The sequence below is a fragment of the Streptomyces sp. NPDC000345 genome (assembly GCF_042898825.1).
In the GTDB taxonomy this organism is placed as follows: Bacteria; Actinomycetota; Actinomycetes; order Streptomycetales; family Streptomycetaceae; genus Streptomyces.
Genome location: NZ_JBIAZE010000005.1, coordinates 483,985 through 506,114, shown reverse-complemented (window position 1 = coordinate 506,114; position 22,130 = coordinate 483,985). Strand labels below are relative to the sequence as shown.

At 74.1% G+C, this 22,130-nt stretch carries 13 protein-coding genes; 10 read left to right on the top strand and 3 right to left on the bottom strand.

Going from position 1 to position 22,130, the window contains the following annotated elements:
- The first annotated feature begins 333 nt into the window (after window positions 1-333).
- The 5 genes from ACFY30_RS15285 to ACFY30_RS15265 all read left to right on the top strand — a co-directional run bounded on the left by ACFY30_RS15285 (window position 334) and on the right by ACFY30_RS15265 (window position 6,075).
- Window positions 334-2,838, top strand: a complete 2,505-nt coding sequence (locus ACFY30_RS15285; RefSeq protein WP_390845665.1) for a ComEC/Rec2 family competence protein — start codon at window positions 334-336, stop codon at window positions 2,836-2,838.
- 4 nt (window positions 2,839-2,842) lie between these two features.
- On the top strand, window positions 2,843-3,721 hold the full coding sequence (locus tag ACFY30_RS15280; RefSeq protein WP_390845664.1) for an arylamine N-acetyltransferase: 879 nt from the start codon (window positions 2,843-2,845) through the stop codon (window positions 3,719-3,721).
- Between the two features lie 105 nt (window positions 3,722-3,826).
- Complete coding sequence (locus ACFY30_RS15275) at window positions 3,827-4,072, top strand: hypothetical protein (RefSeq protein WP_390655347.1); 246 nt, start codon at window positions 3,827-3,829, stop codon at window positions 4,070-4,072.
- 540 nt (window positions 4,073-4,612) lie between these two features.
- Window positions 4,613-5,599 carry a DNA polymerase III subunit delta gene (gene holA / locus ACFY30_RS15270; RefSeq protein WP_390845663.1) on the top strand — a complete coding sequence of 329 codons (987 nt, stop codon included), beginning with the start codon at window positions 4,613-4,615 and terminating at the stop codon, window positions 5,597-5,599.
- 77 nt (window positions 5,600-5,676) lie between these two features.
- Window positions 5,677-6,075, top strand: a complete 399-nt coding sequence (locus ACFY30_RS15265) for a nuclear transport factor 2 family protein (RefSeq protein WP_390845662.1) — start codon at window positions 5,677-5,679, stop codon at window positions 6,073-6,075.
- Window positions 6,076-6,297: 222 nt separating this feature from the next.
- On the opposite strand, the gene rpsT is transcribed toward ACFY30_RS15265, so the two are convergent.
- A complete protein-coding gene (gene rpsT / locus ACFY30_RS15260) occupies window positions 6,298-6,564 on the bottom strand; it encodes a 30S ribosomal protein S20 (protein ID WP_360340939.1) in 267 nt (88 codons plus the stop codon).
- 221 nt (window positions 6,565-6,785) lie between these two features.
- Here rpsT and lepA point away from each other — a divergent pair, with 221 nt between their 5' ends.
- The 5 genes from lepA to hemW all read left to right on the top strand — a co-directional run bounded on the left by lepA (window position 6,786) and on the right by hemW (window position 20,372).
- Complete coding sequence (gene lepA / locus ACFY30_RS15255; protein ID WP_390845661.1) at window positions 6,786-8,654, top strand: translation elongation factor 4; 1,869 nt, start codon at window positions 6,786-6,788, stop codon at window positions 8,652-8,654.
- Window positions 8,655-8,909: 255 nt separating this feature from the next.
- Window positions 8,910-10,787: an AMP-dependent synthetase/ligase gene (locus ACFY30_RS15250; RefSeq protein ID WP_390845660.1), complete on the top strand. Its 1,878-nt coding sequence runs from the start codon at window positions 8,910-8,912 to the stop codon at window positions 10,785-10,787.
- A gap of 159 nt (window positions 10,788-10,946) precedes the next feature.
- Window positions 10,947-17,033, top strand: a complete 6,087-nt coding sequence (locus tag ACFY30_RS15245) for an AAA domain-containing protein (RefSeq protein ID WP_390845659.1) — start codon at window positions 10,947-10,949, stop codon at window positions 17,031-17,033.
- Window positions 17,034-17,230: 197 nt separating this feature from the next.
- Window positions 17,231-19,108, top strand: coding sequence for a SpoIIE family protein phosphatase (locus tag ACFY30_RS15240; RefSeq protein WP_390845658.1), 1,878 nt, complete (start codon window positions 17,231-17,233; stop codon window positions 19,106-19,108).
- Between the two features lie 31 nt (window positions 19,109-19,139).
- The gene (hemW, locus tag ACFY30_RS15235; protein WP_390845657.1) at window positions 19,140-20,372 is read left to right on the top strand and encodes a radical SAM family heme chaperone HemW; all 1,233 of its coding nucleotides are present in this window, start codon (window positions 19,140-19,142) and stop codon (window positions 20,370-20,372) included.
- 28 nt (window positions 20,373-20,400) lie between these two features.
- On the opposite strand, the gene ACFY30_RS15230 is transcribed toward hemW, so the two are convergent.
- Window positions 20,401-21,216 carry a DUF3097 domain-containing protein gene (locus ACFY30_RS15230; protein ID WP_390845656.1) on the bottom strand — a complete coding sequence of 272 codons (816 nt, stop codon included), beginning with the start codon at window positions 21,214-21,216 and terminating at the stop codon, window positions 20,401-20,403.
- Between the two features lie 43 nt (window positions 21,217-21,259).
- On the bottom strand, window positions 21,260-21,985 hold the full coding sequence (locus tag ACFY30_RS15225) for an MBL fold metallo-hydrolase (RefSeq protein WP_390845655.1): 726 nt from the start codon (window positions 21,983-21,985) through the stop codon (window positions 21,260-21,262).
- Window positions 21,986-22,130: the final 145 nt, after the last annotated feature.

Here is a 22,130-nt window from a genome sequence, read left to right as displayed (position 1 = left end):
GGGGCCTCGCCCGCCCCGTCCGGGGACCCGGCCCCTCCGTCCGGGGGTCCGACCCCTCCGTCCAGGGGTCCGACCCCTCCGCCAGGGGACCTGACCTCTCCGCCCAGGACCCCGCGTCCCGGCCCCGGCTCTCGCACGCGTCCCGGCTCTGCCACGCGTCCTGGCCCGGGCCCTACCGTCGTCCCCGGTTCCGGTCCCGCCCCTGCCGCACGTCCCGCCACTGCCGCTGGCCCCTGCCCCGGTCCCGCTCCCGCTCCCGGTCCCGCCGAATGTCCCGCCCTTGCTGCTGGCCCCGGTTCCGGCCCCGGTTCCGGCTCAAGGCCCCGGCCTGCGGTGCACGCCGCTTCCGGGAAGCGGCTGGGTGATGCGCACCCGCGGCAGGAAGGACCGGTGGACCTGCGGCTGGTTCCGCCCGCGCTCGGGGCGTGGGGTGCGGCGGCGCTGGCGCTGGACGCGGCGCCGGGGCCGGTGGTGGCGCTCGTGCTGCTCTGTCTGGTCACGGCGGTCGCTCTGCCGGCCCTGTGGCGCGGGCGGCCGACGCGGGGCTCGGGCAGCCGGCCGCCGGTCACCGTGGCAGCCTCGCTGCTCTGTGTCGCCGCGGCCGCGGCGTCGGCCGGGCTGCACGGTGCCGATCTGCGGCGCGGGCCGGTGCCGGTGCTGGCGCGGCAGTACGCGACCGTGACCGCGGAGGTCGAGCTCACCTCCGATCCACGGCTCACCCGGCCCCGGGTCAGAGGGGACCACGCGACGCCGGACGCCGTGCTGATCGACGCGGAGGTGCACAGGGTGGAGGGTCCGGGAGGACGGGCGGTCGCGACGCGGACGCCGGTGCTGATGCTCGTGGACGTCCGTAAGGGTGCCGCCGTGCGGCGGGCGGCCGGGCGGGAGGCGGCCGAGCCGTCGCCCTGGCTGGGGCTGCTGCCGTCCACGCGGGTGCGGGTGACCGGGCGGCTGGCTCCGGCGCTGACGGGCGGGGACCGGATCGCGGCGGTGCTGCGGGTACGGGGCGGCGGCCACGCGGTGCCGGCCGTGGTGCGGGAGCCGTCGGCGGCCCAGCGGCAGGCCGGGCGGCTCCGGGCGGGCCTGCGGGAGGCCACCGACAACCTTCCGGCGGACGCCCGGGCGCTGCTGCCGGGCCTGGTCGTCGGGGACACCGCGCGGATCACGCCCGAACTGGACGAGGCCTTCAAGGAGACGGACCTCGCCCACACGCTCGCCGTCTCCGGCAGCAACCTCACGATCGTCCTCGCCCTGCTCCTCGGACCGCCCGGGCTGGCCCAGCGGGCCGAGCGCCGTGGCCTGGCCCCCCGCCTGGGCATCCCCCTGCGGGCGACCGCGCTGCTCGGCGGGGCGCTCACGCTCGCCTTCGTCGCGGTGTGCCGGCCCGACCCGAGCGTGCTGCGGGCCGCGGCCTGCGGAGCGGTGGTGCTGCTCGCCCTCGCGACCGGCCGCCGCAGATCGCTCGTCCCCGCGCTGGCGGCGGCGGTGCTGCTGCTGGTGCTGTACGACCCGTGGCTGTCCCGGAGTTACGGATTTCTGCTGTCGGTGCTGGCCACGGGCGCCCTGCTCACGCTGGCGCCGCGCTGGAGCGCCGCGCTGCGCGGCCGCCGGGTGCCGCCGCGGCTGGCGGAGGCGCTGGCGGCGGCGGGGGCGGCGCAGGCGGTGTGCGCGCCGGTCGTGGCGGTGCTGTCGTCGCGGGTGAGTCTGGTGGCCGTGCCGTGCAACCTCCTCGTGGAGTTCGCGGTGGCGCCCGCGACCGTCCTGGGCTTCGCGGCGCTGGCGACCGCGCCCCTGGCGATGCCGGTGGCCAAGGCGCTGGCCTGGTGCGCGGGTTGGCCGGCCGGATGGATCGCGCAGGTCGCGCGGGCCGGGGCGGCGCTGCCCGGCGGGGGAGTGGACTGGCCGGGCAGCTGGGCCGGGGCGCTGCTGCTCGCCCTGGTGACGGCGGCGGTAGTGCTGCTCGGACGAGGGCTGCCGGGGCGGCCGTGGCTGTGCGCGCTCTGCGGGGTGCTGTTCCTGCTCGCCGTGGTCCAGCCCCGCCCGCTCACCCGGGTGCTCACGGGCTGGCCGCCACCGGGCTGGCGGCTGGCGATGTGCGACGTCGGGCAGGGCGACGCGACGGTTCTCGCGGCGGGCGAGGGCACCGGCGTGGTGGTGGACGCGGGACCGGACCCGGAACCGGTCGACCGGTGTCTGCGCACGCTCGGCATCACCAGGGTGCCGCTCGTGGTGCTCACCCACTTCCACGCCGATCACGTGGCCGGACTGCCGGGTGTGCTGCGGGGACGGGAGGTGGGCGCGATCGAGACGACGGGGTTCGAGGAGCCACTGGACCAGGTGGAGTTCGTACGCGGGGAGGCGCGGACGCACCATGTTCCGCTGCTGCGGGCCGCGGCGGGGGAGCGGCGGCGGGTCGGGGCGCTCGACTGGGAGGTGCTGTGGCCGCCCCCGGGTCCGGCGCCGGAGCCGGACGGCCCGAACGACGCGAGTGTGACGCTGCTCGTGCGGTCGGCCGGCCTGCGGATGCTGCTGCTCGGGGATCTCGAACCCCCGGCCCAGCGGGCGCTGCTGCGCTCACCGGCGGCCGCGTCGGTGAGCCGGGTGGACGTCCTCAAGGTGGCCCATCACGGCTCGGCCTACCAGGATCCGGACCTCCTGCGCGCGGTGGCGCCCCGGCTGGCGTTGATCTCCTGCGGCGCGGACAACCCGTACGGACATCCCGCCCCCGGCACGGTCGCGGCGCTGCGGGCGGGCGGGGCGGTGGTCCTGCGAACCGACCGCGACGGGGCACTCGCGGTCACCGGCACGGGCGGGGCCCTGCGGGTGACGCGAGACTGAGGGCATGAATGCCACACGGAGTGCTGACTCCCGGTCCGTCGTCCGTCCGGTCGGTGGGGGCGGGATCGGCGGTCGCCGGCTCGCCGCCTATCTCGGCCACCTCGGGATCGAGCCCGCGGACCGGCCCACCGCCGCCACGGCGGGCGTCCTGCGCGAGCTGCACCTGAGACATCTGCGGACCGTGCCCTTCGAGAACCTCTCGGTCCATCTCGGTGAGGAGATCGTGCTGGAGGAGGAGCGGCTGGTCGACAAGCTGGTCGGGGGACGGCGGGGAGGGTTCTGCTACGAACTGAACGGCGCGTTCGGGGCGCTGCTCGCCGCCCTGGGGTTCGAGGTGACGCTGCTGGCGGCGCGGGTGTTCGGCGAGGAAGGGCGGCTCGGGATCCCGTACGACCACATGGCGTTGCGGGTGGGCACGGTGGACGACGGGGTATGGCTGGCCGATGTGGGGTTCGGTGCGCACAGCCACTATCCGCTCCGGTGGGAGGACCGGGGCGAGCAGCGGGATCCGGGCGGGGTCTTCCGGATCGTCGACGCCGGTACGGACACGGGCGACCTGGACGTCGTACGCGACGGCGTGCCGGAGTACCGGTTGGAGGCGCGGCCGAGGGAGTTGAGGGACTTCGTGGCCGGCGCCTGGTGGCACAGCACCGCGCCGACGTCGCACTTCACACGGTCGCTGGTCTGTTCGCGGGTGACGGAGGACGGCGGGAGGATCACGCTCAGCGGACGCCGGTTGAAGGTGACGGCGCCTGAAGGGGGCAGCGAGGAGAGGGAGTTGGCGACGGACGAGGAGGTGCTGGAGGTGTACCGGGAGCGGTTCGGGATCGAGGTGGCGCGGGTGCCGGAGGTGAGAGCGGGGGACGCCGGGCGCAGGGAGTGACCCCGGTCGGCGGTCCGTGCCGGTCGGGTGGTCGACGCCGCCTCCGTCGGTGCCGGTCGTCGAGGGGGCGATCCGGGTGCCGCCGGGGTGCCGGAAAATGGTCCCGTGAGTGATGTGAGACATGTGCTGGTGCTGCCCGACCGTGATGCCGCGGAGGAGGTGGCGCAGGCGCTCGCGGAGCGGTTCGGGGTCGCCGAGGAGCCGCGGATCGTCCGGGACGCGCTGGCCGGGGAGGACGACGCGGAGGACGCCCAGTGGCTGGTGGTGCTGCGGGACGAGGAGGCGCGGCTCGACGCGGGGGCGCTGGACGAGTTCGTGGCGGCGTGGGAGGGATGGCGTGAGGAACCGTAGACCGTAGCCGAGCCGGTGCGGGGCCGGGCGGTGCGGGGCCGCCCTCCGCCGGCCCACGCCCCGGGTCGGCCACGCCCTCCGGGCCGGTCACGCCCTCCGGGCCGGCCACGCACGCCCCATGCCGATCACGCGAGCCCGGGTCGGCCATGCCCGGCCGCGTCGGCCACGCCCGGCCGGGTCGACCACGCACTCCCCCCGGCCGATCACGCGAGCCCGGGTCGGCCACGCCCCGGCCGGGTCGGCCACCCCCGGCCGCGTCGGCCACGCACTCCCCCCCGCCGATCACGCGAGCCCGGGTCGGCCACGCCCGCCCAGACCCCCCGCCCCCTCGGCCGCCCCCGCCCCCTCGGCCGCCCCCGCCCCCGGGCCGATCACGCCCGCCCAGGCCGCCCCCGCACCCCCGGGCCGCCTCCGCACCCCCGGGCCGCCTCCGCACCCCCGGGCCGCCTCCGCACCCCCGGGCCGCCTCCGCACCGCCAGGCCGCCCCCGCACCCCCGGGCCGGCCATGGTTGTCAGTGGGCCGTGCCATGCTTGACGCGATGGCCAGGAAGACTGCGAACGACGACCCTCTCGCCCCGGTGACCCTCGCCGTGGGCCAGGAGGACCTCCTGCTCGACCGTGCCGTGCAGGAGGTGGTGGCCGCCGCCCGGGCCGCCGACGCCGACACGGACGTACGTGACCTGACACCGGACCAGCTGCAGCCCGGCACGCTGGCCGAGCTGACCAGCCCGTCGCTCTTCGCGGAGCGCAAGGTCGTGGTCGTACGCAACGCGCAGGACCTGTCGGCCGACACCGTGAAGGACGTGAAGGCCTACCTCACGGCGCCCGCCGAGGAGATCACCCTCGTGCTGCTGCACGCGGGGCAGGCCAAGGGCAAGGGGCTGCTGGACGCCGCGCGCAAGGCGGGCGCGCGCGAGGTGGCCTGTCCGAAGATGACCAAGCCGGCGGACCGGCTGGCCTTCGTGCGGCAGGAGTTCCGGGCCACCGGGCGCTCCGCGACGCCCGAGGCCTGCCAGGCGCTCGTCGACTCCATCGGCAGCGATCTGCGGGAGCTGGCGTCCGCCGTGAGCCAGTTGGTCGCGGACGTCGAGGGCACCATCGACGAGGCCGTCGTGGGGCGGTACTACACCGGGCGGGCCGAGGCGTCGAGCTTCACCGTCGCCGACCGGGCCGTGGAGGGACGGGCCGCGGAGGCACTGGAGGCGCTGCGGTGGTCGCTGGCCACCGGCGTCGCGCCCGTGATGATCACCAGTGCGCTCGCGCAGGGCGTCCGGGCGATCGGCAAGCTGTCCTCCGCGCGCGGCGGCCGCCCGGCCGATCTCGCGCGGGAGCTGGGCATGCCCCCGTGGAAGATCGACCGGGTGCGGCAGCAGATGCGGGGATGGACCCCGGACGGGGTGGCCGTGGCGCTGCGGGCCGTGGCCGAGGCGGACGCCGGTGTGAAGGGCGGCGGGGACGATCCCGAGTACGCCCTGGAGAAGGCCGTGGTCGCCATCGCGCGGGCCGCCCGCTCCGGAGGACGGTAGGCACTCCCCGGAGGACAATCGTGCGTATCAGCCGTCCATCGCCGGACCAGGACCGGACCAGGAAGGTGGCGATCGCCGTGGCTGAACACCCGCACGCCAGCATCGTCCGCGAGGGCTACGAGGCCTTCCAGCGCGGAGACATGGACGCCCTGCGCGGCATGATGACCGGTGACTGCACGCACCACGTACCCGGCACCCACCCGCTCGCGGGGGACTACAAGGGGATCGACAACATCATCGACGGGTACTACAGCCGGCTCTACTCCGAGACGGGCGGTTCGTTCCGCGTCGAGCTGCGCAACATCTTCGTCGATGGTCGTGGACACGCCATGACCGTGCACCACGTCACCGCCGACCGGGGCAGCAAGCACATCGACGAGATGGGAGGCATCGTCTTCCGGATCGTCGGGGACAAGATCACCGACCTTGACGAGTGCGTCGCGGACCTCGACACCGCCGCCGACTTCTGGACGTGAGCACCCGCGCCCCCACCGGCGTGCCGGGCACGGCACGGCCCCGGCACGCCGAAGGCCCCGGCTCCCGCCCTGGGGAAGGGCGAGGCGCCGGGGCCTTCGACTCACGCTGCTGGAGCCGCGCCCGCGTGGCGAACGCAGGCCGCGCGCGGCTCCGGGGTGCCGGCCGGGAGCGGATGAGAGAGGGCCCGCTCTGGGTCCTGCCGGCGATCAGACCAGAAGGGTTCAGCCCTTGAGGGACGCGACCTTGGAAGCAAGCGCCGACTTCTTGTTGGCGGCCTGGTTCTTGTGGATGACGCCCTTCGAGACGGCCTTGTCGAGCTGACGCGCGGCAGCGCGCTGGAGCTCGGTGGCCTTCTCGACGTCACCCGCGGCAGCGGCCTCACGGGCCTTGCGGATCGCGGTCTTCAGGGAGGACTTGACGGCCTTGTTGCGCAGCCGGGCCTTCTCGTTGGTCTTGATCCGCTTGATCTGGGACTTGATGTTCGCCACGAATGAGCCTTTTCAGGTTCAGGCACGGGGCCGCACGGGACCCGCACCAGGTGATTTTCTGAGGTGCGCCTCGCGCTGAGAGGGCATGAGGCACAGCCACCCAGGTTACCAGCGGGCCGGAGAATGGCCCAAACCGGCCCCCGGTCCCCGCGCGTGGGACCATGGAGCCTACGTATCGATCCGACCCGAGGCATAAGGCGCCTCAAGAGACAGGACCCTGCGTGCCCGCGACCCCTAACAATGTGCCCGAGCCGAGCCGTACCGACCCGGCTCTGATCCGCAATTTCTGCATCATCGCGCACATCGACCACGGCAAGTCCACACTCGCCGACCGGATGCTCCAGCTGACCGGTGTGGTCGAGCAGCGGCAGATGCGTGCTCAGTACCTCGACCGGATGGACATCGAGCGCGAGCGCGGCATCACGATCAAGTCCCAGGCGGTGCGTCTGCCGTGGGCTCCCACTCAGGACCCCGGCAACACGCACATCCTCAACATGATCGACACCCCGGGGCACGTCGACTTCACCTACGAGGTCTCGCGGTCGCTCGCGGCCTGTGAGGGGACCATCCTCCTCGTCGACGCCGCCCAGGGCATCGAGGCCCAGACCCTCGCCAACCTCTACCTGGCGATGGAGAACGACCTCACGATCATCCCCGTACTGAACAAGATCGACCTTCCGGCCGCGCAGCCCGAGAAGTTCGCGGAGGAGCTCGCCAACCTCGTCGGCTGCGACCCCGACGACGTGCTGCGGGTGTCCGCGAAGACCGGCGTCGGCGTCGACGCGCTGCTCGACAAGGTCGTGCGGGAGATCCCGGCGCCGGTCGGCGTCAAGGACGCGCCCGCCCGCGCGATGATCTTCGACTCGGTGTACGACTCCTACCGGGGCGTGGTCACCTACGTCCGGGTCATCGACGGTCAGCTCAACAAGCGTGAGCGGATCAGGATGATGTCCACCGGCGCCACCCACGAACTGCTGGAGATCGGCACCAACTCGCCCGAGATGCTGTCCGCCGACGGCCTCGGCGTCGGCGAGGTGGGCTATCTGATCACCGGCGTGAAGGACGTCCGTCAGTCCAAGGTCGGTGACACCGTCACCAGCCAGGCGAAGGGCGCCACGGAGGCCCTCGGCGGCTACAAGGACCCGAAGCCGATGGTCTTCTCCGGTCTGTATCCGCTGGACGGCTCCGACTACCCCGAGCTGCGCGAGGCCCTGGACAAGCTCCAGCTCAACGACGCCGCGCTGGTCTACGAGCCGGAGACCTCCGCCGCCCTCGGCTTCGGCTTCCGCGTCGGCTTCCTCGGCCTGCTGCACCTGGACGTGATCCGCGAGCGGCTGGAGCGCGAGTTCGGGCTCGACCTGATCGCCACCGCGCCGAACGTGGTCTACCGCGTGGTCATGGAGGACCGGACCGAGCACGTCGTCACCAACCCGAGCGAGTTCCCCGAGGGGAAGATCAGCGAGGTGTACGAGCCGGTCGTGCGGGCCACGATCCTGGCGCCGACCGAGTTCATCGGCTCGATCATGGAGCTGTGCCAGACCCGGCGCGGCACCCTGCTCGGCATGGACTACCTCTCCGAGGACCGGGTGGAGATCCGCTACACCCTGCCGCTCGCGGAGATCGTCTTCGACTTCTTCGACCAGCTGAAGTCGAAGACGCGCGGCTACGCGTCGCTGGACTACGAGCCCACCGGCGAGCAGACCTCCAGCCTGGTCAAGGTCGACATCCTGCTGCACGGCGACAAGGTGGACGCCTTCTCGGCGATCACCCACAAGGACGCCGCCTATGCGTATGGTGTGCGGCTCGTCGCCAAGCTGCGCGAGCTGATCCCGCGGCAGGCCTTCGAGGTGCCGATCCAGGCCGCCATCGGCTCCCGGGTCATCGCCCGCGAGACCATCCGCGCCATCCGCAAGGACGTTCTCGCCAAGTGCTACGGCGGTGACATCTCCCGCAAGCGGAAGCTGCTGGAGAAGCAGAAGGAAGGCAAGAAGAGGATGAAGATGGTGGGTTCCGTGGAGGTTCCGCAGGAGGCCTTCATCGCCGTCCTCAGCAGCGACGACGGCGGAAGCTCCGCCAAGGGCAAGAAGTAGCCACGGTGAAGGCCGGTTTCCGGGGCCCGTCACGCGACCGCGTGGCGGGCCCCGTGCCGCTTCTCGGGTGAATCCGGCCCCTCCCCTGCGGAAATCCACTGTCCGGAGCCCCTTACGCACCGACCGGTCGCCCCTTACTCTGTCCCTGCCCGATAGTTACTCGCGAGTTAAACAAGAGTCGCGTTCACCCAACAGCTGCGTCAGACAACAGCCGCATTTGAGCCAGCCGCGCCGTCGCGGGCCCCGGAGGATGTCGTGAGCGACACACAGACCCTGATCGAGAACCGTCCGCCGTCCGTCGCGGGCCTCTTCCTGGAGCGCGTGGCGGCCACGCCCGACGCCGAGGCGTACCGCTACCCGGTGCCGGCCGCGTCCGGCGAGGGCCCCGACGACTGGAAGTCACTGAGCTGGGCCCAGGCCGCCGAGCGGGTGTACACGATCGCGGCCGGCCTCATCGAACTGGGTGTGCAGCCGGAGCAGCGCGTGGCGCTCGCCTCCTCCACCCGGATCGAGTGGATCCTCGCCGACCTGGGCATCATGTGCGCCGGCGCCGCGACGACCACCATCTACCCGCAGACCAACGCGGAGGAGTCGGCGTTCATCCTCTCCGACTCCGACAGCCGGGTGCTGATCGCCGAGAACGCGGCGCAGCTCGCCAAGGCGGTCGAGAAGCGGGCCGAGCTGTCCGACCTCACCCATGTGGTCGTGATCGACCCGGCCGGCGTGGAGAGTGGCGAGGACTGGATCCTCACCCTCGACGAGCTGGAGAAGCGCGGCGCGGCCCGGCTGGAGAAGGAACCCCAGCTGATCAAGGAGCGGGTCGGCGCGATCACCAAGGACCAGCTCGCCACCCTCATCTACACCTCCGGCACCACCGGCCGCCCCAAGGGCGTGCGCCTCCCGCACGACAACTGGTCGTACATGGCGAAGGCGATCGCCGCGACCGGCCTGATCAGCGGCGAGGACGTGCAGTACCTCTGGCTGCCGCTCGCGCACGTCTTCGGCAAGGTGCTCACCTCCGGCCAGATCGAGGTCGGACACGTCACCGCCGTCGACGGCCGCGTGGACAAGATCATCGAGAACCTCCCGGTCGTCCGGCCGACGTACATGGCGGCCGTGCCGCGCATCTTCGAGAAGGTCTACAACGGCATCGCCAACAAGGCCCGGGCGGGCGGCCCGGCCAAGTACAAGATCTTCCGGTGGGCCGCCGAGGTCGCCCGCGAGTACGCCAAGGTCAGCCAGGACAACTTCCGCCGCACCGGCACGGCCTCCGTCCCCTTCGGCCTCGGCGCCAGGCACAAGGCCGCCGACGCGCTCGTCTACGCCAAGATCCGTGAGGCGTTCGGCGGCCGGCTGCGCGCCTGTGTCTCCGGCTCCGTCGCCCTCGCCCCCGAGATCGGCTTCTTCTTCGCCGGCGCCGGCATCCACATCCTCGAGGGCTACGGCCTCACGGAGTCCTCCGCGGCCTCCTTCGTGAACCCCGGCGAGGCCTACCGCACCGGCACCGTCGGCAAGCCGCTGCCCGGCACCGAGGTGCGCATCGCCGAGGACGGCGAGATCCTGCTGCGCGGCCCCGGCATCATGGAGGGCTACCACGGGCTGCCGGACAAGACCGCCGAGGTCCTGGAGGCCGACGGCTGGTTCCACACCGGCGACATCGGCGAGCTCTCGCCCGACGGCTATCTGCGCATCACCGACCGCAAGAAGGACCTCTTCAAGACCTCCGGCGGCAAGTACATCGCGCCCACCGAGGTCGAGGGACAGTTCAAGTCCGTGTGCCCGTACGTCTCCAACATCCTCGTGCACGGCGCCGACCGGAACTTCTGCACCGCGCTGATCGCGCTGGACGAGGTGTCCATCCTGGACTGGGCCAAGGAGAACGGCCTGGAGGGCAGGACGTACGCCGAGGTCGTCGCCGCGCCCGCGACGGTCGCCCTCGTCGAGGAGTACGTCCAGCAACTCAACCAGGGGCTGCAGAAGTGGCAGACCATCAAGAAGTTCCGGCTGCTGCCCCGTGACCTCGACGTCGAGCACGGTGAGATCACGCCGAGCCTGAAGCTCAAGCGCCCGGTGGTGGAGCGGGAGTACAAGCACCTCATCGAGGAGATGTACGCCGGCACCCGCGAGGCGTGACCCAACACGAGGGCCCCGGAAGGCAGTCGGCCTTCCGGGGCCGCCGTATGTCCGCATCTCCCCGGTGAAATGGGCCTATGGGCCGCGATGTCAGACGTGCCGCATAGGATGCGCACACCATCTGCACATTTCCTTCTCCACTGGTTCAGCGAGGTGCTCGTGCCCCTGTCCGCCGCGACGCCCGACGAAGTCGTCCGCCATGTCTTCCGCTACCTGGCGGAGGTCGGCGAGAGCCGCACCAGGCCGGTACGGACGCACGACGACGCCAGGCATCAGGTGTGGTTCGCCGACCTCCCCGAGCAGTTCGCGTCCTTCCTCACCGAAGTCGTGCCCGGAGACGCCCCGCTGTGGCTGCGGGCGCCCCGCCCCCTTCGGCAGGACCCGCCCGCCCCGCCCCTGCCCCTGGCCCACTGGGTGGACGGCCGGGAGGTCCACGACTCCGACCGGGACACCGCCCCCGCACCGCGGCCGCACGTGGAGATCCCCGCCGACGAGCTCTCGGCGGGCGGCACCCTGCGCACCGGCCGGACGACCGTCGCCCTCGAGGACTTCCCCCAGCGGGACGTGGTGCGCGACCAGCACCGCGCCTGGGCGCCCGCCTGGGAGGGCTGGGCCCGGCGCGACCGCGCCGCCAAGCCGGTCGTGCGCGCCTACGACCGCCTCTACCGGCTGTGCGTGGACGCCTCCGAACTGGGCGAGAGCTTCGAACTGGTCGTGGGCTTCGGCTACCTGACCTGGTCGGCACAGGGCGAGCCGATCCGCCGCCATCTCGTCACCTGCCGGGCCGTCATCTCCATCGATCCGGACACGGGCGCCATCACCGTGGGCCCCGACCCGGAACAGGGCAGCCCCGTCCTTGAGGAGTCCATGCTCGACGCCGGGCAGAAGGCCCGCGCCGACATCCGTGCCCTCGTACGCCAGGAACTGGACGCCGCCGGCGACACCACGGACCCGGTGTTCTTCGACCAGGTCCACCGTGCGCTGACCACCTGGACCATCGCGGCCCACGAGGCCGGGCGCTACGACCCCTCGCCCGCCCGGCACCGCGCCTCCGGCGACCCCGCCGTCCCGCTCGTCGGCTTCGCACCGGTGCTGCTCCTGCGGGAGCGCACCCGGCGCAGCATGCTGGAGGCGCTGCGCGGCGTCGCCGTCAGCATCGAACAGGGCGCCGAGCCCACCGCCCTGCTGCGGGCCATCGCCGGAGCCGGCGGCGACCGCCCGCTGGGCGAGCCCGGTACGGCCGGGGGCCGTGGGGAGCTGCCCGAGCTGTACTTCGCGCTGCCCTCCAACGACGAGCAGCGCACCATCGCCGAGCGGCTGCGCGACCGGGACCTCGTCGTGGTCCAGGGACCCCCGGGAACCGGCAAGACCCACACCATCGCCAACCTCGTCACCGACCTGCTGGCGCACGGCAACCGGGTGCTGATCACCAGTCACACGGCCCGCGCCCTGAAGGTGCTCAGGGACAAACTTCCCGCCAGCGTGCGCGAACTCTGTGTCAGCCGCACCGACGACGGGGCCGGCCAGCAGGAGCTGGAACAGTCGGTCAAGGCGCTCCTCGACCGGCAGGGGGACTTCGACCCGCGCGTCTACCGTCGCCGTATCGAGGAGCACGAGGAGCGGCTGCGCTCCGCCCGGTCCGCGCAGGCCCGCGCGCTCAAGACCCTGCGTGCCCTGCGTGAGCAGGAGACCTTCCGTCATCCCGTCGAGATCGGGGACTACGAGGGGACCCTGGCCCGGATCGCCGAGCGCCTGGCGGAGGAACGCCCGCGGTTCGCCTGGATCGGGCCGGTGCCCGGCGCCGCGCCCACCCTCGACGCGGCAGCCCTGACCGGCCTGCGGCGCGCCGCCCTCGCCTTCACCGACCGGCACCGTGCTCTCGCGGCCACCGTCACCGCCGCGCTTCCCGAGCCGGGGGAGCTGCCCTCGGGCCCCGACTTCGCCGACGCGGTCCGCACTGTCCGGGCCGCCGAGGCCGACCTCGCGGCGCTCCGGCAGGACGGCTCCGTCTCCCGCCTCGACGACGCGGTGTCCGCCCTCACGGCCGCCCAGCAGGAGCGGCTGGCCGCCGTACTCGACCGATTCACGGCCGGCGACGCGGCCGCCGCCGCGCTCCCCGCCGACTGGGCCGCCGAGCTGCGCCGGGACGTCCTCGCCGGACAGGACGTGGGCGCACGCAGCCGGCACGAGCGCACCACGGCAGCCCTGACCGCCATCGACGAGGCGGCGCGCGCCCTGGGGTCCACGCTGGTCAGCGGCCTGGAGGCGTACGACGTACCGACCGCGCTCGGGCTCGCCACCACCCTGCGCGACGGCCTCGCGGCCGGCGAGAAGCTGCGCGGCACCTTCGGGATGAAGACCAGGCTGCGCAAGGCGGTCGGCGAGTTCCCGGAGACGGTACGGGTCGACGGCCGCACCGTGGAGACCGAGGCCGCCGCGGCCGTCGTCCTGCACCGGATCACCCTGGAGCGGCACCTCCAGGACATCGAGCGGGAGTGGGGCGACGGCCCCGACGCCTGGCAGCCCGCCACCCGCCGTGTCGCCCGGCTCCACCAGGACGCCGCCTCCCTGGCCACGCTGACGGCTCTCGCCGGGCTGCGCGCGGAGGCGGTGCGGGCGGCGGCCGACGCGCCCGGCCTCGCCGGCGTCGACTGGGGCGACACCACGGCCGTCGGCACGCTCCGCAGTGTGCTGCGGGCCAGAGCGGCGCGCAGGGCCGCCGATCCCGCCCGGGCCCTGATCGACGCGGCGCTGGTCGTGCTGCGCGCCGCGGCGCACCGGCGGGGTGCGCCGGCCGCCGTCGACCGGGCCCGTGCCGCGGCCGAGACCCACGACCCGGCCGCGTACTCCGCCGCCGTGGGCGACCTCGACGACCTGCGGGAGGCGCTCGCCCGCAAGGCCGAGTGCGACGACGCCTACCGACGGGTGGCGACCGAACTCCCCGAGGTCGCCGACACGCTGGAGTCTGCCCCGGAGGACCCCGAGTGGGACACGCGCCTCGCGGACTTCGAGGCCGCGTGGGCCTGGTCGGCATGGCACGCGCGGATGACGGAACTGACGGACCCGGAGGCCGAGAACCGGCAGCTGCGCCTGCTCACCGAGGCCGATGCCGAGATCCGCATCAGCCTGGAACGGCTGGCGGCCGACCGGGCCTGGTTCAACTGCCTGTCCCGCCTCACCGACGACCAGGCCGTCGCCCTCACCTCCTACCAGCAGAACGTCCGCAGGCTCGGCAAGGGCACCGGAAAGTACGCGGCCACCTACCGCCGCCAGGCCCGCGAGAGCCTGCAGGCCAGCCAGGAGGCGGTGCCGGCCTGGATCATGCCCTTGCACCAGGTCACCGAGACCGTGCCGATGGACCGGGCCGGACGCTTCGACGTCGTGATCATCGACGAGGCGAGCCAGTCCGGCCCCGAGGCGCTGCTGCTCGCCTGGCTCGGCGCGAAGGTGATCGTCGTCGGCGACGACCAGCAGGTCAGCCCCGCCCAGGTGGGCGTCGACCACGACGAGCAGTTCGCCCTGCAGCGGCGGCTCCTCGGCGAACTGCCCGCCGCCCGGCGCAACCTCTTCACGCCGACCGCGAGCCTCTTCGACATCGCGTCCGGTCTCGCCGGCGGCCGCGGCAGGCTGATGCTCCAGGAACACTTCCGGTGCATGCCGGAGATCATCGGCTTCTCCAACGAACTCTGCTACGGCGGCCGACTCCAGCCCCTGCGGCAGTACGGCGCCGACCGGCTGCCCCCGCTGCGGTCGGTGCACGTGGCCGACGGCCATGTCGAGGGCAGCGGCCAGAAGCAGATCAACCGGCCCGAGGCGGAGCGGCTGGTGGAGCAGGTCGCCCGGTGCATCGCGGACCCCGCCTACGCGGGGCGCACCATGGGCGTGATCACCCTGCTCGGTGCCGGACAGAAGTTCCTCATCGAGGACCTGCTGGCGGACCGCGTCCCGCTCGACGAGCGGCAGCGGCGGCGGCTGCGGGTGGGCAACGCGGAGGAGTTCCAGGGCGACGAGCGGGACATCGTGTTCATCGGCCTCGTCACCTCCCTCACCGGGCCGGACGGGCCGCGCCGCATCGGCTCCTACAACAGCGCGCTGTACCGCCAGCACATCAACGTGGCCGCGTCCCGGGCCCGTGACCAGGTGTGGCTGTTCCACAGCGTGGCGCTGACGGAACTCGGCGAGACCGATCTGCGGCGCGCCTACCTGGACTGGTTCTCGCGTCCCGCCGAGGAGCAGGACGGCATCGGGCTGGGCGACGTCCGGCCTGACGTTCCGCACGAGGCCTTCGACAGCCTCTTCGAGCAGCGGGTCTATCTGGCGCTGCGGGCCCGCGGCTACCGGGTGCGGCCGCAGTACCGGGCGGGCCGCTACCGCATCGACCTCGTCGTCGAGGGCGGGACGCGGCGCCTGGCCGTCGAGTGCGACGGCGACGCGTTCCACACCGAGGAGAACGCGGACGCGGACGCCGCCCGCCAGCGCGAGCTGGAGCGCGTGGGCTGGACGTTCGTCCGGATCCGGGGCAGCCGGTTCTTCCTCGACCCCGAGCGGGCGCTCGAGCCCCTGTGGGCGCAGCTGGAGCGGCTCGACATCGAAACGGCGGCCCAGCTGTCACGTGACCGTGCGGCGAGCGAGGCCGAGGCCCCCGGCGACGCAAGGCCCCCGACCGACCGGCCCCGCCCCGCCCTCCCGGCGGTCCCGGATCCCGCTTCGTACGACGGCCCCCACGGCCCCGTGGACCCGCGGCGGGGCGCAGCCGCGGAGGCCGGTCCGTATGACGGCCCGCGCGGCCGTGCGGGCGGGCGTCGCGAGGCTGCTCCGAAGCCCGCCGGCCCGTCCACCGACCCGCGTAGGCCCGCGGGCCGGCCGGGCACGGCTGCTGCGGAGGCGGGTCGGTACGAGGGCTCGCGTGGTGCTGTGGATCCGCGCCGCGGGGTGGTTTCCGGGGCTGGTCCGGCCGGTGACTCGCGCAGGCCCTCGGGCCGGCCGGGCGGGGCTGCTGCCGAGGCCGGTTGGCACGACGGCCCGGGTGGTCCTGGGGACCGGCCGCGCGGGGCGGAGGCCGGTCCGGGCGACGGCGTCCGAGGCCGTGCGGGCCAGCCGCCGGCGGGCGGGACCGACGTCCGTCCCGGCGCTCGCCGCGCGGGGAGTCCGGCGGGGCACCCCACGGTGTCCGGAAGGGCCCGCGGATCCGGCGCGGACGGCGCCATCGGCACCACCGCCATCGGCACCACCGACGCCGGCACCACCGACGCTGGCACCACCGGCGTCCCCGCCGGCTCCGGCCCCGTTTCCTCCGTGGGCCCGGGCAGGCCTTCTGAATCGGCGGCCGGTGACGGGAAGCCGGAGCTGGAGTCCGTGGCGCGGCTGCACCGTGACGAGGTCAATTCGGCGCAGCACGCGTTCAGCATGGGCCGGAGCGTGAAGAGCACCGCGCGGTTCCTCGCCGGAGTGGGGGTGCCCGGCTTCCCGGGCGCCGACGCCGTGGAGGTGCTGCGCGCCGGACGGGCGGTCGTGCGGGTCGCCCACGCCGAGATACAGGCCATGATCCGGGCCGTGATCGCCCATGCCGACGTGCCCGTGCTGGGCCCCGCGGGACAGACGGGTCTGGCCCGCTACCACGCACCCGGTTCCGCCGGCGTCACCGACGGGCGTACGACCGAGCTGCTGCGGGTCCGCCCGGCGGCGCCCCGTCCGGCGGCCGGGACCCTGCCCGCCGTACCGCGGCAGCCGGCGCGTGCCGCCGAGCCCGCTCCCGTGCCACAGCCGCGGGCGGCCGCCGGGCCCTCCGCCCCGGACCGGGTGGACCGGCTCAGCCCCGCCGCGCACCGCCGGGTGCACCGGGAACTGCAGCGCGTCCAGGACGCCCTGGACCGGCCCGCGCCCGAGATCGTGGCAGTCGACTCGTCCTCGCGGCAGGCACAGCTGGCGGACCACGACCGGCGGCGTGCGGCCCTGCGGCAGCGGCGGAGCTTCCTGCGGGACCTGCTGGACCGGGTCACGCCCGACTCCGCGTTCTCGGGCGGCTCGACGGTCGTGCCCGGCTGCCTGGTCGGCGTGGAGTATCCGGACGAGCCCGGCGTCACCACGTACGAGATCGCGATGCTCGCGGGCGACGAGGCGGAACGGCTGAGCCCGGACTCCGCGCTGGGCCGGGCGCTGATGGGGCGGGAGGTCGGCGACGAGGTGAGCTGGCTGACCGAGCGCGGTGCCGCCATGCGGGTCGTCGTGCGGTGTGTGGAGGACTGAGCGGCGGGGCCGGGGGCGTACGGCTGCTCCGTGCGTCCGGCATAGTCCGGACGCTCGGAATCCGTTCCGAAACCGCACCGCTTCGAGCGCGGGCGTGGCAGGGTTCTCACTCATCCGGCTCCACTTCGGTAACTCCTTGCTTATGACCGGGTCCGTCCTGTCACCCTGAGGGCATCCGACCGTCCCGGGAGCTGCGCATGGGGGCCATTCCGACCCAGCGGGAGACCTTCTCCCTCGCCACCGACGCGCTCCCGTACGCGCCCGTCGGTGCGCTCCCGCACCTGCGGACCACCCTGGGCGCCGGATCCCTCGCGCCCGGCGACGCCCGCGACCTGGTGCGAGCCGCGCTCACCGAGTGGGGCGGTGTGGCCGAGCACCTCGTCGGCGACGCGGTACTCGTCGTCAGCGAGCTCGTCACCAACGCCGTGATCCACGCCGGCACCGACGTGGAGCTGCTGTGCCGGCTGGAGGAGCATCCGGAGTGCGGCCGCGCGGTCGTCGTCGAGGTCTCCGACCACCATCCCTCCCGCGCCCCGCGCGACGACCCGCCCGAACCGCCGTACGAGACCCCCGAGTACGGCCGGGGCCTGCGCCTGGTCGCCACGCTCGCGGACGCCTGGGGAGTGACCTACCGCAGGGGCGCCAAGACGGTCTGGGCGCGGCTGCTGCCGACGCCGTCCGGGCCCCCGTACGACACCGAGGAGGCGGCCGCCCCCGGACCCGGTGCCGCCGTCGGTCTGCTCGAAGCCCTCGCCCCCGAACCGCAGGCCGCGGACCGGGGCCCGGACTGGCTGAACCGGGGCGCCCTGTCCTTCCTGGCCGAGGCCTCCGACCTGCTCGCCGGTCAGCTCGACGAGGACCTGGTCGCCGCGCTCACCAGCCAGCTGCTGGTGCCGCGGCTCGCCGACTGGTGCGCGGTGTGGCTGGAGGACGAGGTCAGCGGGCGCGGCGGCTGGGGCGAGTGGGCCGGGGGGCCAGGACCACGGCTGGCCCGGGTGTGGCACGCCAACGAGGGTCACATCGAGGAACTGCGCCGGGCCCTGGAGAAGGACCCGCCGCGGCCGTCCGATCCCCCGCGCTCGGGCCCGGAGCCCTACCCCTGGCCCGGCACGGCCCTCGGCCCGCGCGGCACGGCCCTCGCCTACCGGCTGATCGCCGGCGGCCGCCCGCTGGGCACCCTGGCGATCGGACAGGCCGGACCGCGGGCCTTCCCCGACGAGGTGACGGGGCTCGTCGAGGACCTCGGCCGCCGGGTGGCGCTGGCGATCGGCGCGGCCCGCCAGTACGCCCGCCAGGTCACCATCAGCGCCGTCCTGCAGCGCGGTCTGCTGCCCGGCGCGATGGCCGAGATCCCCGGGGTGCGCAGCGCCCTCGTCTACGAGCCGCGCGAGCAGGGCGGCCCGAGCGGCGACTTCTACGACCTGTTCCCGGCGGGCGACGGCCGCTGGTGCTTCGCCATCGGCGACGTCCAGGGCAAGGGCCCGGAGGCGGCCGTCGTCATCGGTCTGGCGCGCCCCTGGCTGCGGCTGCTGGCCCGCGAGGGCTACGGCGTCCCCGACGTCCTGGACCGCCTCAACCAGCTCCTCCTCGACGACGCGACCGAGGCCGCCGACGCCGCCGCCCGCGCCTTCGTCGGCCCCGCCGGACCCGCCGACGGCCCCCAGACCCGCTTCCTGTCCCTCCTCTACGGCGAGCTCGCCCCCTTCGAGGGAGGCGTCCGCTGCACCCTCGCCTCCGCCGGTCACCCGCTGCCGCTGCTGCTGGGCCCGGACGGCTCCGTCGCCACGGCCGCGCGCCCGCAGACCCTCCTCGGGGTCGTCGAGGACGCCACGTACACCAGTGACGTGCTGGAACTGCGGCACGGCGACAGCCTGCTGTGCGTCACCGACGGGGTGACGGAGCGGCGCTCGGGCTCGCGCCAGTTCGACGACGGCGACGGCCTGGCCGCCGCGCTCGCCGGGTGCGTCGGCCTGGACGCGGAGCTGATCGCGCGGCGCATCCGCCGGCTGGTGCACGAGTTCGGCGAGCGGCCGCCCGAGGACGACCTGGCGCTGCTGGTGCTGCAGGCGGAGTAGGTGTGCGCCGGGGTGCTGGACAATGGAGGGCATGCCTTCCGCACTCCCCGACGGCGAGCCGGTCCCCGACGACGGCGCGCTCCCGGCGCACGCGCTCACCGGCGCCGCCGACCGCCCCCTCGGGTTCTATCTGCACGTCCCCTACTGCGCGACCCGCTGCGGGTACTGCGACTTCAACACCTACACCGCGACCGAGCTGCGCGGCACCGGCGGTGTCCTCGCCTCCCGCGACAACTACGCCGACACCCTGACCGACGAGATCCGCCTGGCCCGCAAGGTGCTCGGCGACGACCCGCGCGAGGTCCGCACGGTCTTCGTCGGCGGCGGCACACCGACCCTGCTGGCCGCCTCCGACCTGGTGCGGATGCTGGGCGCGATCCGCGACGAGTTCGGTCTCGCGGCCGACGCGGAGGTCACCACGGAGGCCAACCCCGAGTCGGTGGACCCGGCGTATCTGGCGACCCTGCGCGCGGGCGGCTTCAACCGTGTCTCCTTCGGCATGCAGAGCGCCCGGCAGCACGTCCTGAAGGTCCTCGACCGCACGCACACACCGGGACGGCCGCAGGCGTGTGTGGCGGAGGCGCGGGCGGCGGGCTTCGAGCACGTCAACCTGGACCTGATCTACGGCACCCCGGGCGAGTCGGACGACGACTGGCGGGCGTCCCTGGACGCGGCGCTGGGGGCCGGCCCGGACCACGTCAGCGCGTACGCGCTGATCGTCGAGGAGGGCACGCAGCTCGCCCGCCGCATCCGCCGCGGCGAGGTCCCGATGACCGACGACGACGTCCACGCCGACCGCTATCTGATCGCGGACGAGGTGATGTCGGCCGCGGGCTACGACTGGTACGAGGTGTCGAACTGGGCCACCTCCGCGGCGGCCCGGTGCCTGCACAACGAGCTGTACTGGCGGGGCGCCGACTGGTGGGGCGCGGGGCCGGGCGCCCACTCGCACGTCGGCGGGGTGCGGTGGTGGAACGTGAAGCATCCGGGGGCGTACGCGGCGGCCCTGGCGGCGGGGCGCTCGCCCGGGGCGGGACGCGAACTCCTCTCGGACGAGGACCGGCGGGTGGAGCGGATCCTGCTGGAGCTGCGGCTGCGGGAGGGCGTGCCGCTGTCGCTGCTGCGGCAGGACGGGCTCGCGGCGGCCCGCCGGGCCCTGTCGGAGGGGCTGCTGGACCGCGGGCCCTACGGCGAGGGGCGCGCCGTGCTGACGCTGCGGGGGCGGTTGCTGGCGGACGCGGTGGTGCGGGACCTGGTGGACTGATCACTGCGGCGAGCGGCCCGGTGCCGCGTCAGGCCGCACCGCTGTCCGTGACGAAGTCGATCAGTTCCTCCACCCGCCCCAGCAGCTCCGGTTCCAGGTCCCTGTAGGAGCCGACTTTCGCCAGGATCGCCTGCCACACCGCGCCGGTGTTGTCCGACGGCCAGCCCAGGGCCCGGCACACCCCCGTCTTCCAGTCCTGGCCGTGCGGTACCCGCGGCCAGGCCGCGATGCCCAGGGACGACGGCTTCACCGCCTCCCAGATGTCGATGTACGGGTGGCCGACCACCAGCGCGTGCGCGCTGGTCACCGACTGCGCGATGCGCCACTCCTTCGTCCCCGGCACCAGGTGGTCCACCAGGACGCCCAGGCGCGCGTCCGGGCCCGGGGCGAAGTCCGCGACGATCGACGGCAGGTCGTCGACGCCCTCCAGGTACTCCACGACCACGCCCTCGATGCGCAGGTCGTCGCCCCACACCTTCTCGACCAGCTCGGCGTCGTGCCGGCCCTCGACGTAGATGCGGCCGGCGCGGGCCACCCGTGCGCGGGCGCCGGGGACGGCGACCGAACCGGAGGCGGTACGGGCCGGGCGCACGGGGCCACCCGACGACGGCCGTACGAGGGTCACCACGCGGCCCTCCAGCAGGAAGCCGCGCGGCTCCAGCGGGAACACCCGGTGCTTGCCGAAGCGGTCCTCCAGGGTCACCGCGCCCGCCTCGCAGCGGATCACCGCGCCGCAGAAGCCGGTGCCGGGCTCCTCCACGACCAGGCCGGGCTCCGCCGGGACCTCGGGGACGGGCTTCGGCTTCTTCCAGGGAGGAGTCAGGTCGGCGGAGTACTGGCGCATTCGGATGACGATAGGAGAAGCCCCGGCCCCGAGGGGTGAAGGCTCAGCGCGACACGCCGAAACGCACCGCCAGCGCGTCCCGCTGCGCCCGCACGTACGCCGCGTCCACCACGGCCCCGTGACCGGGCACGTACAGCGCGTCCTCGCCGCCGAGGTCGAGGAGTCGGTCCAGGGCGGCGGGCCAGTGGGAGGGGACGGCGTCGGGGCCGGCCTGCGGCTCGCCGGACTCCTCGACCAGGTCGCCGCAGAACACGACCTCCGGGGAGCCGGGGCCGCCGGGGACGAGGACCACCAGGTCGTGGGCGGTGTGGGCGGGGCCGACGTTCGCCAGCAGGACCTGCCGGCCGCCGCCGAGGCCGAGGGTCCACTCGCCGGAGACGAGGTGGCGGGGGCGGACCAGGGTGTCCGCGGCCTCCGTAGCGGTCGTCTCGTCCAGACCGTGGCGCACCGCGTCCGCCCGCAGCTCCTCCGCCCGTACCGTGTCGACGCCCACCGCCCCGAAGACCTCCGCGCCCGCGAACGCCGCGGCGCCGAACACATGGTCGAAGTGCGGATGGGTGAGCGCGAGATGGGTCACACGCGCGCCGGTCAGCTCCTCGGCCTGCGCCCGCAGCCGCGCACCCTCCGCGAGGCTCGACCCCGCGTCCACCACCAGCACCGCGCCCGCCCCGACGACCAGCCCGGCCGTGCAGTCCCAGCCCGGCAGCCGCACCCGCCCGACCCCGGCCGCGACCTGCTCCCACCCCAGCTCTTCCCAAGTCACCGTCATACCGGGACGCTAACGGTAGGACGCCCTGCCGCCGGACGACCTTGCCCGGGGCGTACCCCACAGCCGTACACTGGGCCGGGGAACGCTGGCACTCGGAAGTGAAGAGTGCCAGGGCAGGCGCCCAGGGGACTGGGGACTACTTCTG

Coding starts and splice junctions, on each gene's coding strand:
- ACFY30_RS15280 (WP_390845664.1), top strand. CDS start 2,843: ATGAATGCCACACGGAGTGCTGACTCCCGGTCCGTCGTCCGTCCGGTC.
- holA (WP_390845663.1), top strand. CDS start 4,613: ATGGCCAGGAAGACTGCGAACGACGACCCTCTCGCCCCGGTGACCCTC.
- ACFY30_RS15240 (WP_390845658.1), top strand. CDS start 17,231: ATGGGGGCCATTCCGACCCAGCGGGAGACCTTCTCCCTCGCCACCGAC.
- hemW (WP_390845657.1), top strand. CDS start 19,140: ATGCCTTCCGCACTCCCCGACGGCGAGCCGGTCCCCGACGACGGCGCG.
- ACFY30_RS15230 (WP_390845656.1), bottom strand. CDS start 21,216: ATGCGCCAGTACTCCGCCGACCTGACTCCTCCCTGGAAGAAGCCGAAG.
- ACFY30_RS15225 (WP_390845655.1), bottom strand. CDS start 21,985: ATGACGGTGACTTGGGAAGAGCTGGGGTGGGAGCAGGTCGCGGCCGGG.